Here is a 15,404-nt window from a genome sequence, read left to right as displayed (position 1 = left end):
CAGCCAAAGGCCGGATCATAACCCAGAACGGGCGAGGATGGGGAGACGAGAGCGTCTCCCCGGTAAAGCGATAGGACTCAGGCCGAGAACGAGGAGCCGCAGCCGCAGGTGGTGGTAGCGTTCGGATTCTTGATGACGAACTGCGCCCCTTCCAGGCCTTCGCTGTAGTCGATTTCGGCGCCTACGAGATATTGATAGCTCATGGGGTCCACCAGCAGGGTAACGCCGTGCTGCTCCACTTCCGTATCGCCGTCGTTGACGTTCTCATCGAAGGTGAAACCATACTGAAAACCGGAGCAGCCGCCGCCGGTGACGAAGACCCGCAGCTTGAGATCCGTAGAGCCCTCTTCTTCGATGAGGGATTTGATCTTCTCCGCCGCGTTGGTGGTCAGGGTCATGACGGGCGGCAGCTCGCTGAGATTGGTCATGCTTTCGGTTGCAGTGCTCATGAAAGGGTTCTCCCGCGCGTTAGCGCTCTGATATGCTGATACCCGACTAGTTTGCTCGTCCATGGCCGCCGTCGTCAAGTTTGGTCTTGGTCCAGCCAGAGGTAGCGCGACTCGTCCCGGGATGGTGCCGCCGCCCCGGCAGCGCAGCCGCGGCAGGCGGCACAGGCGCTGGCGCAGGTGGATCCGCCGTGGGCGGCAGTCCCAAGGGCAAAGATCCTGCGTATCTTCCCGCGCTGACGCCAGTGCGCCAAGGCCAGGGCCGTGCTGTCGCTGTCGAGGCCCGTGGCCCGCGCCAGCTCCGCAAGACTTTGCGGTCCGGTGCGCAAGGCATCGCGCACTCGGAAAAGAGGGCTGTTCACGATCCGGGTCCCCGCCCGAGGATGTGGGTCTCGGCCATGGCGATGTGCCCGGGACGTCGCCACCACCACCAGAAGACCAGCACCACCGTCAGGACCATGACCAGCCAGAGCAGCGACTGGGATGGGTGGCGGTCAAAGGTCCCCAGCTGATAGACGCTTCCTGCCAGAAGCCAGGCCAGCGCCAGGCTGTAGACCATGGAGAACCAGGCCCAGCGGCTGCCGAGCTCCCGCCGCAGGGCGGCAAAAGTACTGGCGCAGGGCAGATAGAGCAGGACAAAGAGCAGGTAGGCAAAGGCCGACAGATCCGTAAAGCCCGCTGCCAGCCCGCGGAGCGTGGCGTGGTCGGCGCCGGCGGCCGCAGCGCTGGCAGCAGTGTCGCCGATGTTGGCAAAGCCCAGGGGATCCGTCAGATTCTTCAGAAATTCTCGCCCGTGCGCCGGGATGGTCAGGACAGCAGCGCGCAACTCGGCGCCGATCGCGGGTTCCCGGTAGGCTGCCATCAGGTCCGCACTCTCCTGCCGCTGATAGATGCCGTTCATGACCCCGATGACCACCTCCTTGACCATGGCGCCGGCAACGAGCCCCGCTACGGCCGGCCACTGTTCTTCGCCGATACCCATGGGGGCGAAGACGACGGTCAGAGCCCGACTGCCCTGCGCCAACAGGGAGTGATCGATATCGGTGCCGCGCAGCCCACCGTCGACCCAACCGATGCCCGGCAGAAGCAGGAGCACGGCCCCCAGTACGGCGATGACCTTGCCCACCCGCAGCACGAAGACCCGCAGACGTTGCCAGGCGTGCAGGACGACACTGCGCAGTCCCGGCCAGCGATAGGGCGGCAGTTCCAGCGCCAGCGGTCGGTCCGCTCCCCGCAGTGGTCCCCGCCGCAGCAGCCAGGCCGTGACGAGGGCGGCCAGGATGCCGGTGAGATACAGAGCAAAGACTACCTGACCACCGTAGCCCCGAAAAAAAACCGCGGCAAAGGCCAGGTACACCGCCAGGCGTGCCGAGCAGGACATGAAGGGCTGCATCAAGGCGGTGATTACCCGCGCCCGCGGGTCTTCGACGGTGCGCGTCGCCATGATCGCCGGTACGTTACAGCCAAAGCCGATGACCATGGGCACCATGGCCGTGCCTGGCAGACCCAGCCGGCGAAAAAAACGATCCATGGTGAAGGCCGCCCGCGCGAGGTAACCGGAATCCTCCAGGGCCGCCAGAAAGAGAAAGGTGAAGGCGATGGGCGGGACGAAACTGAGGACGATGCTCACGCCGCCTCCGAGGCCCCCTGCCAGCGCCTGCACACTCCAGTCCGGCAGTCCCGCGGCGAGCAGCACGTGGCCCAGGCCGTGGACGAAGAGCGCCTTGCTGCTATCCTCGAAAAAGTCCTGGAAGATGGCGCCGGCATTGAAACTGCTCACCAGCAGGGCGTAGAGCACCAGCAGGAAGATGGGCAGACCCGCGGCCGGATGCAGGATCCAACGATCCAGGCGCTGTGTCCAGGTATCCCGGGGTAAAGCGTCCGAAACCGCTGGCAGCGCGGCGCTGGCCGTCTCCTCGGCCCAGGCAAAGCGGGCGGCCGCCAGCGCGTCGGCGGCATCCTCACCGGTCTTGTCCACTATGGCTTCCCGCGCCTCGCGAAAGCCTTGCTCGTGCTCTGGTGGCACGGCTGCCAGACCCTCCAGCGTGCGCAGGCGATCCAATGGCCCGAGGTCCCCGGTACCGGCGCGCAGTACCGACAGAATGTCTTGGATAGCCGGCGGATAGAGGGGAGGGAGATGCGCGTCCGCGCGCGGAAAGTCCTCTTCCAGGGCGTGGCGCAGCTCCGCCAGACCCTCGCCGCGGCGGGCGACGATGGGTAGCACGACGATGCCGCCCAGACGCTGGCGCAGTGCGTCCAGATCGGGCAGCTGGCCCCGTGCGCGGGCCTCGTCCATCATGTTGAGAACCAGCAGCAAGGGGCCGCCGAGCTCCAGCAGCTCATGGGTGAGCAACAGGTGGCGCTGCAGATTCCCGACGTCCACTACCTGGACGATCCCGTCGGCCGCACCGCTCTGCACATATTGCCGGGCGATGTCCTGATCCAGGCCGCCGCCGCCCAGGAGGCTGTAGACACCCGGCAGATCCACGAGCATCAGCTCGCGTCCGGAATCGAGGCGCAGTCGCCCCTCCCGTCGCTCCACCGTCACCCCGGGCCAGTTGCCCACCTGCTGGTGCGCACCCGTCAAGGCATTGAAGAGAGTGGTCTTGCCGCTGTTGGGGTTGCCCACCAGGGCGATGACCCGTCTGGGTCCACCAGCGCTGATCGGCATTGCTGTCGCCGCTTGCATAGGCTCAGACACGCTTTTCCGCCAGTGTTGGCGCCGCTGGGCACGGCCGCTGCCGTACCGCAATGACTTCCAACCAGGGCCGACCCAGGGCAATGCGCACGCTGCCGATCTGCAGGACGACGCCCTGGGCGTTGGGTCCTTGGCAGATGTGGGCAACACTGCCGAGACGCAGACCGAGACCGAGCAGACGTCGCCGCTCTTGCGGCGAAGTCTGGATGGCGCAGATCTCCACCGGGCTACCCTGGGTGGCACGGCCGAGAGTTACCAGAGAAGGAGAGATTTGGGTCATGACGCTCACACTCCCAAAGGATTCGTGAGCGGACTATATCATAATGGTAATCATTTTCAACATGACACTATCCGGTTTTCTCCCTGGCTCTCTTCATGGCTCCTGTCAGTCCAGATCACCGTGCCTGGGGGTGAAGCGCACGGCGGCGATGCGCGCCCCGACGAGCACCGCCAACAGCGCGGCGGTGGCCAGCAGATCCAGCGGGCCCAGGCGGTGCGCGTAGAGGCCGATGAAAAGCTCGCGCAGGACAAAGACGATGGCGACCTCCGACAGCACTCGCAGACGGATGCGGTGAAACTCCAGGTAGTCGGTGAAGGTACGGAAGAGCTCGATGAGCACGAAGACCGAGAGCACATCCGACACCAGACTGCGGATCACCTCTTCCTGACGAAAGTCCACCAAAGATCCGTAGATATCCCAGAACAGGCTGGCCACGGCAAAAATCAGGGTGAGTAGCATCAGGAAGATGAGCACCGCGACGATGACGTCGAGGATCTTCGCGTAAAAGCGCAGGATGGTCCCCCGCAGACCCTCCACGAAACTGCCCGGCAGGATCTGGGATGGGTGCGTAGGTGCCGTGCGCTTGCCCTCGTTCACGGGCCCTGTACCGCTCAGGTTTTGGCCCGCGCCGAGCGGCGCAGGCGGGAAAGCAGCCGCCGCGCCATTTCGCCAAAGAGCTCCGTCTGGGTGGGGTGCGGATGGATGGCGGTGGCCACCTGCTCCAGCGTGAGCTCAGCGCTGATCATCATCACCGCCTCACCTACCAGGGTATCGGCGTGATCCGTCAGAAAGTGGACGCCGACGATGCGGTGGCTCCGGCGCTCCGCCACCATCTTGATGAGGCCGTCCGTTTCCCCGGTCATCATCGCCTTGGCATCGATGCTCATGGGGACCTTGACCTCCACCACATCCAGGCCGGCGGCCTTGGCCTGCTCCGTTGTCAGACCGACAAAGGCCACCTGAGGTCGGGTGAAGGTGACCCCGCAGTCCTTGCTGGCCGAGTAGACGGCGTGGTGCCCCAGAAGATTGGCCGCCGCCACCCGTCCTTGCTGGGCGGCCGTGTGGGCGAGCATGTAGCCGCCCACCACGTCACCCACCGCATAGATGTGGGGTACCGAGGTCTGGCCGCGCGCGTCCACGGCGATGGCGCCGCGCTCACCCAGGCGTACCCCGGCGCGGTCCAGGGCGAGTCGGGAACAGTCGGGGCGCTTGCCGGTGGCGATGAGGAGCAGGTCCGCGCCAACCGTCTGGGTTTCCTGATCCTTGCGATAGCGCAGTCGCAGGTCGCCCGCCTTCCCCGCGATCTCCTCCACCTGCACGCCGGTGAGGACCTTTAGTCGCGGACTGTTCTTGGCCAGGGCACGCATGAGCTGCTCGGCCAGTTCGGCCTCCATCTCGGCCACGGGGCGTGGCAGCGCCTCCAGAACCGTGACGTCGGCACCGAAGTCGTGAAACATCTGCGCCATTTCCATGCCGATGGCGCCGGCACCGATGATGCACAGGCGCTTGGGTGGGGCGGACAGATTCCAGACGGTATCCGAGGTAACGGCGGCACCTGCCGCCAGAGCTTCCTGGGCGCCGGGAATGGGCGGCACGAAGGCAGGCGCCCCAGTGGCGATGACACAGGCGCCAAAGCTGAGGGTGCGCGCGTCCTTGCCCTCGATCTCGACGCTGTGCGGACCGGTGAAGCGGGCGTGGCCCTCGAGGAACTGGATCTTCATGCCCTGATCCGTCTTCAGCGCCATCTCCCCACGGGTCTGGACGATCCCGCGCCGATGCCTCTCCAGCTGTTCCCAGTCCAGCCGTGCCTCGCCCAAGTGGATCCCCATGGCGGCATCGTGCTCGCGATTCCGGATGCGATCCGCCGCCGCGCGCCAGGCCTTGGAAGGAATGCAACCGCGCCAGAGGCACTCACCACCGGGCAGGGGCGCATGGTTGACCATGGCCACGCGGATACCGTTCTCGGCCAGCTCCCGAGCGCAATCTTCACCTCCGGGACCGGCACCGATGACGAGTACCTGAACATCGTAGTCGCCCGGGGGAATGGCGGGACCACCGGCCGCGAGCCAGCTCTGCGGAGCTTCCACCAGCTCCTTGAGATCCTTGAGGAAGGCCGCGGCATCGGCGCCGTTCACCACCCGATGATCGGCGGTGATGGTGACGGGCATACCCTCCGGTCCCGTCGCCGCCACCGCCAGGATGGCCGCCGTCCCGGGGGTGACGATGGCGTCGAACTGACTGACGCCGTACATGCCCATATTGGAGATGGTGAAGGTGGGGTGCTGATAGTCCGCCGGACTCAGGCGCCGCTTGCGCGCCTTTTCCAGCAGCGGCTTCCACTCCTCCTGCAGCGTCTGGACGTCCTTGTGGGCCAGGTCGCGCAGCACCGGTACCACCAGACTGCCATCCTCGGTGGTGGCGGCGATACCGATGTCGTGCGGCCGCCCCTCGACGATGCGATCCGGATGCTGATAGGCCGCATTGATTCGAGGCTGGCGCCGCAGCGCCTCGGACACCGCTTTGGCCAGGGCCACGGTGAAGGAGACACCCGCTGCCTTGGCCGCACGCTGCAAGGCCTCGGGACGAATGTGCATGGTCACGTGGAAGACCGGGATGCTCAGGGAGGCGGTCATGGCCTGACTGATGGACTTCTCGATGGCCGTCATGGGCCGGCCCTCACCAGCCACGGGCACCGATTCGACGACAGCCGCGGCGGTACCGCCAGGGACGTCGGCGGCGACGATGACCCCATCGGGCCCGCTGCCCTGCACACCATCCAGGCGCAGACCGCGGCTGCCCGCCAGCAGCCGGGCATAGGGGCTGGCCTTAGCCCCCTGGGGACGGGGAGCAGGGAGAACGTTCTCGTCAGGACGTGGCGCTGGCGCCCGCGCGTCGGCCTCTGCCGCTCGCCCATCCTTTGCCGGTGCTTTGGCCGTCTCCGCAGGAGGCGTATCGACGGTCTTGATCGGGGTGGGGGGAGCGGCTGTCGTCGTCCCGCGCTGCACCTTGTCGGCGGTATCCACCAGCCAGGCCATGGGTTCGCCCACAGGGACGACGCTGTCCACGGCCAGCATGGGCCCCGACAGGAAGCCCGAACGAAAGACCTCCACGTCCATGATGGCCTTGTCCGTCTCGACGGTTGCCACCACATCGCCACGCTCCACCCGCTCGCCCAGCTGCTTTTCCCAGGACACCAGCACGCCCTCGGTCATGGTGTCCGAAAGCTGGGGCATCTTGATGGGGTGTGCATTGTCGGCGGGCGCGGCCGGGGCGGCTGGCGCCGGTGCGGTCGTACTCACCGCGGTCGCCGTTCCTGGAGCAGCCCCCGGTTCGGCGGCGCCTGTCACGGCCGTGTCGGCGGTTTCGATGGACTGCACCGGGGTATCCGTCAGATAGGCGATAGCCTCACCCACGGGTACGACGCTGTCCACGGCCGCCAAAGGCCCGGCGAGGAAACCCGAGCGGAATACCTCCACGTCCATGATGGCCTTGTCCGTTTCGATGGTGGCCACCACGTCGCCCCGTTCCACCCGATCACCGGGTTGCTTTTCCCAGGAGACGAGTACGCCCTCGGTCATGGTGTCCGAGAGCTGGGGCATCTTGATGACGTAGGGTTCAGCCATGGTCTACGAATTCCTCAGGACAGAAGGGGTGGGGCGGCCGAGCTTTTGGCCTAGCGACCCAGGAGTTTGCGCGCCGCCGCGACGACGTCATCGGCGTTGGGAATGGACGCCTTCTCGAGGCGCCGGTTGTAGGGGGTAGGCACGTCCCGGGCGTGGACCCGCACTGGTGCCGCATCGAGCTCGAAGAAGCATTCCTCGTTGAGGATGGCGATGACCTCGGCACCCACTCCCACCGCGGCCTCGTCTTCCTCCACCACGATGGCACGATGGGTCTTGCGCACGCTGGCGGCGATACCCGTGCGATCCAGGGGCTTGAGTGCGCGCAGATCCACGACCTCTGCCTCCACTCCCTGCTCCTTGGCGAGTCTTTCCGCCGCCGCCAGAGCCCAGTGCACGCTGATGTTGTAAGCAAAGAGGGTCAGATCCTTGCCCGGGCGCACCACCTCTGAGCCCTCCAGGGGAGTGAAGTGCTCATCGTCCGGCACTTCGCCCTTGAGGTTGTACATGGCCTCGTGTTCGATGATCACCACCGGGTCGTCACAGCGGACCGCACTCTTCAGCAGGCCGTAGGCATCGCGGGGGGACGAGGGGGTGACGACGCGCAGGCCGGGTACACCCATGAAGACTTTTTCCATGCGCGCCGAGTGCTGTGCCCCCAGCTGGTGGGCCGTACCGCCGGGCAGGCGCAGCACCAAGGGGCAGCGGATACGGCCGCCGGACATGTAGTGGATCTTGGCGGCGTTGTTCATCAGCTGGTCCATGGCCAGCCAAGCAAAGTTGACGCTCATGATCTCGACGATGGGGCGGCAGCCGAGCATGGCAGCACCCACACCGATACCCGTATAGCTGTTCTCGGAGATAGGGGTATCCATGACCCGCTTCTCCCCGTATTTGGCGTAGAGGCCCGTGGTCGCCTTGTAGGTGCCGCCGGCGACACCGATATCCTCGCCCATGGCAAAGACCAGCGGGTCGCGCGCCATCTCCTCGTCGTGGGCGCGCAGGATGGCCTGCCAATAACTCAGTTCTGCCATGCCGTGCAGCCTCCTTCGACGTAGACGTAGCGCTCCAGATCCTCTACCGCCGGCTCGGGGCTCTGCTCGGCAAAGGGAATGATCTCCTGCTCGATCTCGTCCTGAACGGCCTGGTCCATGGCGGCGAAATCGGCTTCACTCAGCACCCCGGCGGCGACGAGGCGGGCCTTGTAGATGCCGATGGGATCGCGCCGTGCCCACTGTTCCACCTCGTCCTTGCTGCGGTAGGCGCCAGAGTCGGACATGGAGTGACCGCGCAGGCGGTAGGTCATGAGCTCCAGGAAGTAGGGACGGCGCTTTTCGCGCACGTAGTTCACCGCCGTCTCGGCGTGCTGCATGACCACATCGATGTCCTGACCGTCGCACTGCGCCGCCTCGATGCGGTAGGGCGCCACCCGCTTGTACTGGTTGATCTCGACGGTGGCGCGCTCGATGGCCGTGCCGATGCCGTAGAGGTTGTTCTCACAGACGAAGAGCACCGGCAGATCCCAGAGACTGGCCATGTTCATGGTCTCGTGGAAGGTGCCCTGGTTATTGGCCCCGTCCCCCAGAAAGCAGATGCTGATCTCGTCGCCGCCGCGCATCTGGATGGCCTTGCCAAAACCGGCAGCCAGCGGAAAAGGCCCGCCCACCAGCGCATAACCGCCCATGAAATGCCGGTCCGGATCGAAGATGTGCATGGAACCGCCGCGACCCTTGGAGCAGCCCGTTTCCTTGCCGAAAAGCTCGGCCATGACCGCCTTGGGGTCGACCCCCGACTTGATGGCGTGGATGTGGTCCCGATAGCCGGTGACCACATAGTCGTGGCCCGGACGTGCCTTTTCCAGCACGCCGATGGCGCAGGCTTCCTGACCGGGATAGAGATGCAGAAAACCGCCGATCTGCCGCTCCTGATAAGCCTCTGCACAGCGCTCCTCAAAGCGGCGGGCGAAGAGCATCTCCCGCAACAGGCGCTTCTGGTCGGTCGCGTCCATGATCCTCCTGAATACGATTCTGGTTGAAGGTAAATCCGGTCAATGATGGCTTAGCCCCGGCGCGAGCGTCAAGGGCAGGAGGACCCCGCTCAGTCTGGGAAAAGTCCAAACCGGCTTTGAGGTAGCAGGATGAAACCTTCGCGCGGGCTGCCCGCCTTCCGGAAGGGCGGTACGCCCTCGGCGCGAAAACCCCCACCATTCTGAGCTTCCAGGGCAAGCCCGCCGAGTCCGGCCACGATGGCTTGGAGCTCGTCGTGATTGGGTTCGCGGGCGAGTTCCAGGTGGAAGACCGCGCACAAGCGCCTGAGCGCCTCTTGAAGATCGGCGGGATGGGTTCTGCTCTTCGCCGGCAGGCTGAGCAGGCCAAGCCCGCGCCAGGCGGCGGTGGGGAAGGACTCTACGCTCCGCCGCCGTGGTCGCAGCGGGTCCTCCAGACGTGGCCAGCCCAGGCGCTCCAGGGCATCGAAGACGGCGATGGAAAATTCGACGAAGGGTCCATAGTTGGCCGGCTTCACCTGTCCCGGCGGGCCGGTCTTGGCCGGGGTATTGAGGGCCCGCTCGCAGCGGCGCGCGTGCACGAGCCCGTTGTCCTCATCCTTCCAGGCCTGGGGGCCGTCCAGGAGGATACAGTGGACCTGAGCCTCGGCCGCGATGTGGGCGAGTCGCGCCGCCAAGGGCTCGGGCGCCGGCGTGCCGGAAAGCTCCAAGGACGGGAAATCGACGGCGATGGCGCCCGCCTGCCGCCGCAGGAGCACCGTTCCGCAATCGCGGTAACGTCTATAGGCGAGGTCGACGGAAAGGACGGTCACCGACTGACCCCGGCGACGCTTGCACCTGTCCGGTGGGTGGTCGAGTGTCCCGCTGCGGTGGGCACCGCACCCTCAGAAGGGAAAGAACTGCGGCAACATCCAGCTGATGAGCACACCCATGAGGATCAACAAGGGCAGCCCGACCCGGAAGAAGTCCATGAAGGTGTAGCCCGCCGCATTCATGGTCAGGACGTTGGTCTGGTAGGCCATGGGCGTGGCGTAGCCTAGATTGGCACCGAAGAGCACAGCCAGCAGGAAGGGTTCCGGAGAGAGCCCCAAGCCGTGAGCAATCTGGACCGAGATGGGGGCGCCGATGAGGGCGCCGGTGGTGTGCGAGGCGACGTTGCCGAGGAAAGCCACGAAAAAGAGGATGAGTCCCACCAGGATGGTCGGTGGCAACCCGTGGGTCAGGCTGAGGAAGGCCTGGGCCAGAAAATGGGCGGCGCCCGTCTTGACCAGCGCCGTGCTCAAAGCGATACCGGCGGCGATGAGGAGGATGACGGAGGCGCTGATGGCACCGCCCACCTGGCGCCACTCGATGCAGCCGGTGACGATCATGAGTAGAACCCCCACTGGAGCGGTCACGGCAATGGGCAGGAGGTTGAGTGCCGCCGGCAGGACGATGGCAAGCATGATGAGCAGAGCCAAAGGCGCTTTCTTGCTGCGTGGCAGATCGACACTGGCATCGAGGAAGGTGAGATCGCCGCGGGCACGGATTTCGGCGATTCGCTCACGCGAGCCCTGCACCAGGATGACGTCGCCGTTGCGCAGCCGCTCCGCTTCCAGATCGTCGGTCTGCAGACTGGTACCACGACGGTAGATGCCGAGGGGAACGAGGTCGAAGCGGGCCGCGAAGCGGCTGCCCTTGAGCGTCCGCCCCACCAGCGGTGAGGCGGGCAGTATCACGACTTCCACCACTTGCTGATCGCTGTCTTCGTCCTTGTTCTTGTCCTTTTCCGCGGACTCATGCTTTTTGTCGCCCAGGGTCAGTTCCGCCCCCAGGCCAGCCTCGAGATCCTTCAGCTTATCGGCGTAATCGCGCACCTGCAGCTCGTCGCCCGCGGCGAGCTTGAGGTCCGGAAATGGTACGAGGATCTGCTCGCCGCGCTGTACCCGACTGACCTTGATGTCGCCCACATCCTTACGCAGCTCCGCCAGGGTCTTGCCGACAAACTTGCTGTCCTCCTTCAGCTTGAGCTTGGCATTGAAAATGCGCGGCGAGCGGTCACCGGAGGGGGTCGGGCGGTTGGGCAGGAGCAGCGGTGCGATGAGCCAGAGATACAGCATGGCCACACCACCGGCGATGGCCGCGGGCAAGGTGAAGTGAAACATCCCCATGGGCGGCAGCCCCAGGGACTGCGCCACCGACACCACCACGAGGTTGGTGGAGGTGCCGATGGTGGTGGCCATACCGCCGATCAGGGCGGAAAAGCCCAGCGGCATGAGCATGCGCGACACCGGCCGGTTGGTGCGCAGAGCAATGCTGGTGAGCAGCGGAATCAGGAGCACGACCAGCGGGGTGTCGTTGACGAAGGCGCTCAGGACCGCCGTGACCAGAAGCACCAGCAGCAGAGCCAGGGGCGGCGCCCAGTTCCAGACTTTGCTGAGGAAGCGGCCCAAGGGTTCCAGAGCGCCGGTGTGGACGATGGCAGCACCGGCCACCATCAAGGAGACGATGGCGACCAGGGCCTCGTTGCCGAAGCCTTGGAAAAAGATGGTGGGATCCAGGGTGCCGTGGCCGTTGTGCATGGGCAGCAAGGCGAAGAACAGGGGAATGATCACCAGGATGCCCAGGCTCGTGGTCGCCACCGGGATGCTCTGACGGCTGTAGGACACCAGCGCCAGCAGTGCGATGATCATGACCGCGATGGCGTGGATGCTCGGGGTGTCGACGGGCATCAGGGCTGGCTCCGGCTCTGGTCGGGAACGAGCAAACGGTAGCCCAGACCGAGCTCCGTGATCAAGTACTGTGGCGCGTTGGGATCCGTCTCGATCTTTTCACGCAGGCGCTGGATATAGATACGCACGTAATGATTGTCCTCGGCGTGGGACGGCCCCCAGATGGCAGCGAGGATCTGGCGGTGGGTGAGTACCGCACCGGCATGACGCAGAAGCAGGCGCAGCAGTTGATATTCCTTGGCGGTGAGGGGGATCTCCCGATCGCCCAACTGCAGGCAGCGGCGATCGTCCACCAGGATCCAATCGCCTACCCGCAGAGGCCCCTGCTCGCTTTTGCGGCCAAGACGACGCAGGTGCGCCTGCAGCCGAGCGAGCAGCTCTCCCACCGTGAAGGGCTTGGTCAGGTAATCGTCGGCGCCGCGCTGCAGGGCTTCGACCTTGTCGGCTTCCTGGCCACGCGCGGACAGCACCATGACGATGCTTTCCGGCGCTTCCCGGCGAAACCAGGGGATCAGGTCCAGGCCGTCGCCGTCGGGCAGGCCGAGATCCAGGAAAACGGCGAGGAAGGGGTCCGACCCCTGTGCCCGCCGCTGGCGCAGACCGGCTTTGGCCTTGGTCCCGGTGTTTTCCCATTGCAACTGGTAGCGGCCCTCGGCGGCGAGGGCGCGACGCAGGAACTGGGCGATGGCCGTATCATCCTCCACCAGCAGGATCGTGCCGTTTTCTGCCACCTACTCCTCCTTGGGCAGAGAGGGCGGCGCTTCCCGCGGCAGGGAAAAACAGAATTTGGCGCCCCGGTTCATGACCTGGTTGCTGGCCCAGATGCGCCCGCCGTGCATCTGCAGAACACTCTGGGCGATGGCCAGACCCAGGCCACTGCCTCCCGTGCCAACCGGCGGTTTGACGCGACTGAAGCGCTCGAAGATCTCGCGTTCGCGCCCGGGCGGGATGCCATAGCCGTGGTCGATGACGCAGACGAAGATCTCCTGCGGATTGGCCCAGGCCTGGATATCCACGGCGCTACCCGGCGGGGTGTAGCGGCAGGCGTTTTCGATGAGATTGCCCAGCACCTGGGTGAGCAGGGTGGGGTCTCCGTGCAGCAAGGGCAGATCGGCGGGGATCTGGACGTTGAAGGGGCGATCGGCGCAGAGACTCTCGCGCTCTCGCCGGGCGCTGCCCAAAATCTCCGTGAGCGGTACCCACTCCTTGTGCAGTTCGGCACCGCCCGACAGCAGAGCGGCTACCCGCAGGATGCGCTCCATGGTCTGGCTCATGCGTTCCGTCTCGGTGCGGATATCGCGAATCAGCTGCTGCTGTTCTGCCTCTGGCAGGGTGCCGTGCAGGCGCTCGAGGGTGGCGAGAGAGCCCAGAATGGTGGTGAGCGGTGTGCGCAGATCGTGGGAGACGGCGCTCAAGAGGGCGCTCTGCATGCGTTCCAGCTGCAGGTGCAGGTCGGCCTCGCTGCGCCGCTGAAAGGTGCGGGCCGACTCCAGGGCGACGGCTACCAGACGGGTGATGGTCTCCATGTAGCGCAGCCAGTCCGCCGGTGTGCGTCGGATCTCCACGTCGCTGACCATCATCACCCCCAGCACTCGTTCGCCGGCGGAGATGGGCAGCATCAGGGCCGGCAGACCCGAGAGGGTATCGGTGCCCATGCCCGCCGGGCGACCGTGCTGAAAGACCCAGACGGCTGCGGACTGCAGACCATCGCGCTGCTCCCCCAGATCGGTGTCCTCTGGCAGCAGCCGCAGGGGCAAGCCGTCGTCGGCCCCTGCCGGCAACCAGAAGGCGGTGCTGAGGCCGAGGGTACTGTGGATCTGCTCCGCCGCCGTGGTCAGAATCTCCGGGGCGCTGCGCAGACGGCTGAGGGCCTGCACCAGCGTGTAGAGATTGCGCGCCCGCCGCTCGCGCATGCGCGCCATGTTTTCCTGTTCGCGGGAGCGAGCTACCAATTGGCTGATGAGTACGGCCAGGGCCAGGATGATGCCAAAGGTCACCAGGGAGCCGAGGGTGGCCGGCAGACCGCGGCTGAGACCGAAGGCGTAGAAGGTCACCAGGGCGCTGGACAGGGCGATGATGGAGGGCCAGCGCCCGTAGTGTAGAGCCGTGCCCACGGTACCCACCAGGTACAGGAGGAAGACGCTGGGCAGACCCAGGAGCGGATTCAGGGCCAGTGCGAGCAGCGACAGACCGATGCCGAGGCCCGCACCCATGGCCAGGGCGCGGTTGCGCTGGCGCCGTTGCTCCGGGCTGATGGTCATGCCCAGGTACTGACGACTTCGCTCCAGGCTCTCCTCGCTCACGGCCTTCTTCAGGGGCAGGGGGTGCACGACCACATCCATGCGCCGCTGCCGGTTGAGCAGCTTGCCCAGCAGCGAGCCGGGCCACCACCAGATGTAGCGACGCAGGCCTTGGGCCTGACCGACGAGGATCTGGGTCACGTCCCGCAGTTCGGCATAGGCCAGGATCTCCGCGGCCACGTCCACGCCCGTCAGGCGCACGGTCTCGGCACCCAAACGTTCGGCCAGATGCAGGTGGCTCCACAGCCACGCCTGCTCCTCGGGCTTCTGCAGCAATCCCCGGGGGGTATCCACGTGTACCACGATCCAGGGACAGCGCAAGGCCGTCGCCAGGTGATAGCCCGCCCGCACCAGATGTTCGTCCTCGGGATACATGCCGATGGCCACCATCAGCCGCTCCCGCACGCCGCCGCCGGATTTGGAGTCTTCCGGGTTCTCGGCATTGAACTGGCGCAGTTCCAGATCCACGCGATCGGCGGCGATGCGCATGGCCAGCTGCCGCAGGGCGATGAGGTTACCCTTGCGGAAGAAGTTGGCCATGGCCCGCTCACCGCGCTCCCCCAGGTAGACCTTGCCCTCCTTCAGGCGCTGAAGGAGGTCGGTATCGCTGATGTCCACCAGGGTGAGCTCTTCCGCCTCGGCAATGATGCGATCGGGCACGGTTTCGCGCACCTGCACGCCGGTGATGGCGCGCACCACTTCGTTGACGCTCTCGAGATGCTGGACATTGACGGTGGTGGCGACGTGGATGCCGGCGTCCAGAAGCTCTTCCAGGTCTTGCCAGCGCTTTTGGTGACGGGAGCCCGGCGCGTTGCTGTGGGCCAGTTCGTCCAGCAGCAGCAGACCGGGACGGCGCGCCAGGGCGGCGTCCAGATCGAATTCCTTGAGCGTGACGTTGCGGTGCTGTACCTCCCGCAGGGGGAGCTGTGGCAGGGCGTCGGCCAGGGCCTGGGTGTCGCTGCGCTGGTGCGTTTCCACCACGCCGATGAGCACGTCCCGACCCTTGTTCATCTCGTCCAGGCCGTAGCGAAGCATGGCGTAGGTCTTGCCTACCCCGGGCGCTGCACCGAAAAAGATCTTCAGTCGTCCCCGCTGTTTGGCGGCCTCTTCTTTCTGCACCGCCGCCAGCAGGGCATCGGGGTCCGGTCTATCCTCTGTACTGTCGTCGCTCATGGGTTCCTTGTGGCCAGCCGTGGCGCCCTCGCTCTTCGGCATCATAGGGTAAGGGCCGCGGCGGGCCAATAGGCAGCGGTACTGCCGCCAGCCGGAGCCCGACTTTTTATGGCATTTTTATACCGCTGCCGTTATGGTGCCGGAGTCTGCAAGGAGATCGATCATGTTTTT

Annotated in this window: 12 protein-coding genes; all 12 read right to left on the bottom strand. The window is 65.7% G+C overall.

All coding sequences use genetic code 11. The features are described 5' to 3' along the window. Positions 1-77: 77 nt before the first annotated feature. The 12 genes from erpA to Q0C23_RS09635 all read right to left on the bottom strand — a co-directional run bounded on the left by erpA (position 78) and on the right by Q0C23_RS09635 (position 15,233). Positions 78-428 carry an iron-sulfur cluster insertion protein ErpA gene (gene erpA, locus Q0C23_RS09690; RefSeq protein ID WP_291512200.1) on the bottom strand — a complete coding sequence of 117 codons (351 nt, stop codon included), beginning with the start codon at positions 426-428 and terminating at the stop codon, positions 78-80. Positions 429-523: 95 nt separating this feature from the next. Further along, entirely contained in the window at positions 524-808 is a 285-nt protein-coding gene (locus Q0C23_RS09685; protein WP_291512176.1) for a hypothetical protein, read from the bottom strand. Continuing rightward, the gene (gene feoB, locus Q0C23_RS09680) at positions 805-3,117 is read right to left on the bottom strand and encodes a ferrous iron transport protein B (protein ID WP_291512175.1); all 2,313 of its coding nucleotides are present in this window, start codon (positions 3,115-3,117) and stop codon (positions 805-807) included. Before feoB ends, Q0C23_RS09685 begins: the two co-directional genes overlap by 4 nt. A 22-nt stretch (positions 3,118-3,139) precedes the next feature. Next, the gene (locus Q0C23_RS09675; protein ID WP_291512174.1) at positions 3,140-3,424 is read right to left on the bottom strand and encodes a FeoA domain-containing protein; all 285 of its coding nucleotides are present in this window, start codon (positions 3,422-3,424) and stop codon (positions 3,140-3,142) included. Between the two features lie 105 nt (positions 3,425-3,529). Next, positions 3,530-4,021, bottom strand: coding sequence for a phosphate-starvation-inducible PsiE family protein (locus tag Q0C23_RS09670; RefSeq protein WP_291512173.1), 492 nt, complete (start codon positions 4,019-4,021; stop codon positions 3,530-3,532). 14 nt (positions 4,022-4,035) lie between these two features. Next, on the bottom strand, positions 4,036-7,047 hold the full coding sequence (locus Q0C23_RS09665) for an FAD-dependent oxidoreductase (protein ID WP_291512172.1): 3,012 nt from the start codon (positions 7,045-7,047) through the stop codon (positions 4,036-4,038). 50 nt (positions 7,048-7,097) lie between these two features. Continuing rightward, the gene (locus Q0C23_RS09660; RefSeq protein ID WP_291512171.1) at positions 7,098-8,078 is read right to left on the bottom strand and encodes an alpha-ketoacid dehydrogenase subunit beta; all 981 of its coding nucleotides are present in this window, start codon (positions 8,076-8,078) and stop codon (positions 7,098-7,100) included. Beyond that, positions 8,066-9,052 (bottom strand): pyruvate dehydrogenase (acetyl-transferring) E1 component subunit alpha, encoded by a 987-nt coding sequence (gene pdhA, locus Q0C23_RS09655; protein WP_291512170.1) that lies wholly within the window; start codon positions 9,050-9,052, stop codon positions 8,066-8,068. Before pdhA ends, Q0C23_RS09660 begins: the two co-directional genes overlap by 13 nt. 89 nt (positions 9,053-9,141) lie before the next feature. After that, the gene (locus Q0C23_RS09650) at positions 9,142-9,861 is read right to left on the bottom strand and encodes a DUF429 domain-containing protein (RefSeq protein WP_291512169.1); all 720 of its coding nucleotides are present in this window, start codon (positions 9,859-9,861) and stop codon (positions 9,142-9,144) included. 72 nt (positions 9,862-9,933) lie between these two features. Beyond that, positions 9,934-11,760 (bottom strand): SLC13 family permease, encoded by a 1,827-nt coding sequence (locus Q0C23_RS09645; RefSeq protein ID WP_291512168.1) that lies wholly within the window; start codon positions 11,758-11,760, stop codon positions 9,934-9,936. Next, on the bottom strand, positions 11,760-12,491 hold the full coding sequence (locus Q0C23_RS09640; protein WP_291512167.1) for a response regulator transcription factor: 732 nt from the start codon (positions 12,489-12,491) through the stop codon (positions 11,760-11,762). The genes Q0C23_RS09645 and Q0C23_RS09640 overlap by 1 nt, the downstream gene beginning before the upstream one ends. Beyond that, on the bottom strand, positions 12,492-15,233 hold the full coding sequence (locus tag Q0C23_RS09635; RefSeq protein ID WP_291512166.1) for a sensor histidine kinase KdpD: 2,742 nt from the start codon (positions 15,231-15,233) through the stop codon (positions 12,492-12,494). Positions 15,234-15,404 lie beyond the last annotated feature (171 nt).

This window comes from Acidithiobacillus sp. (assembly GCF_023256195.1).
In the GTDB taxonomy this organism is placed as follows: domain Bacteria; phylum Pseudomonadota; class Gammaproteobacteria; order Acidithiobacillales; family Acidithiobacillaceae; genus Acidithiobacillus_A.
The sequence above is the reverse complement of the archived record's forward strand: the minus strand, read 5'-3'. Positions and strand labels throughout refer to the sequence as shown.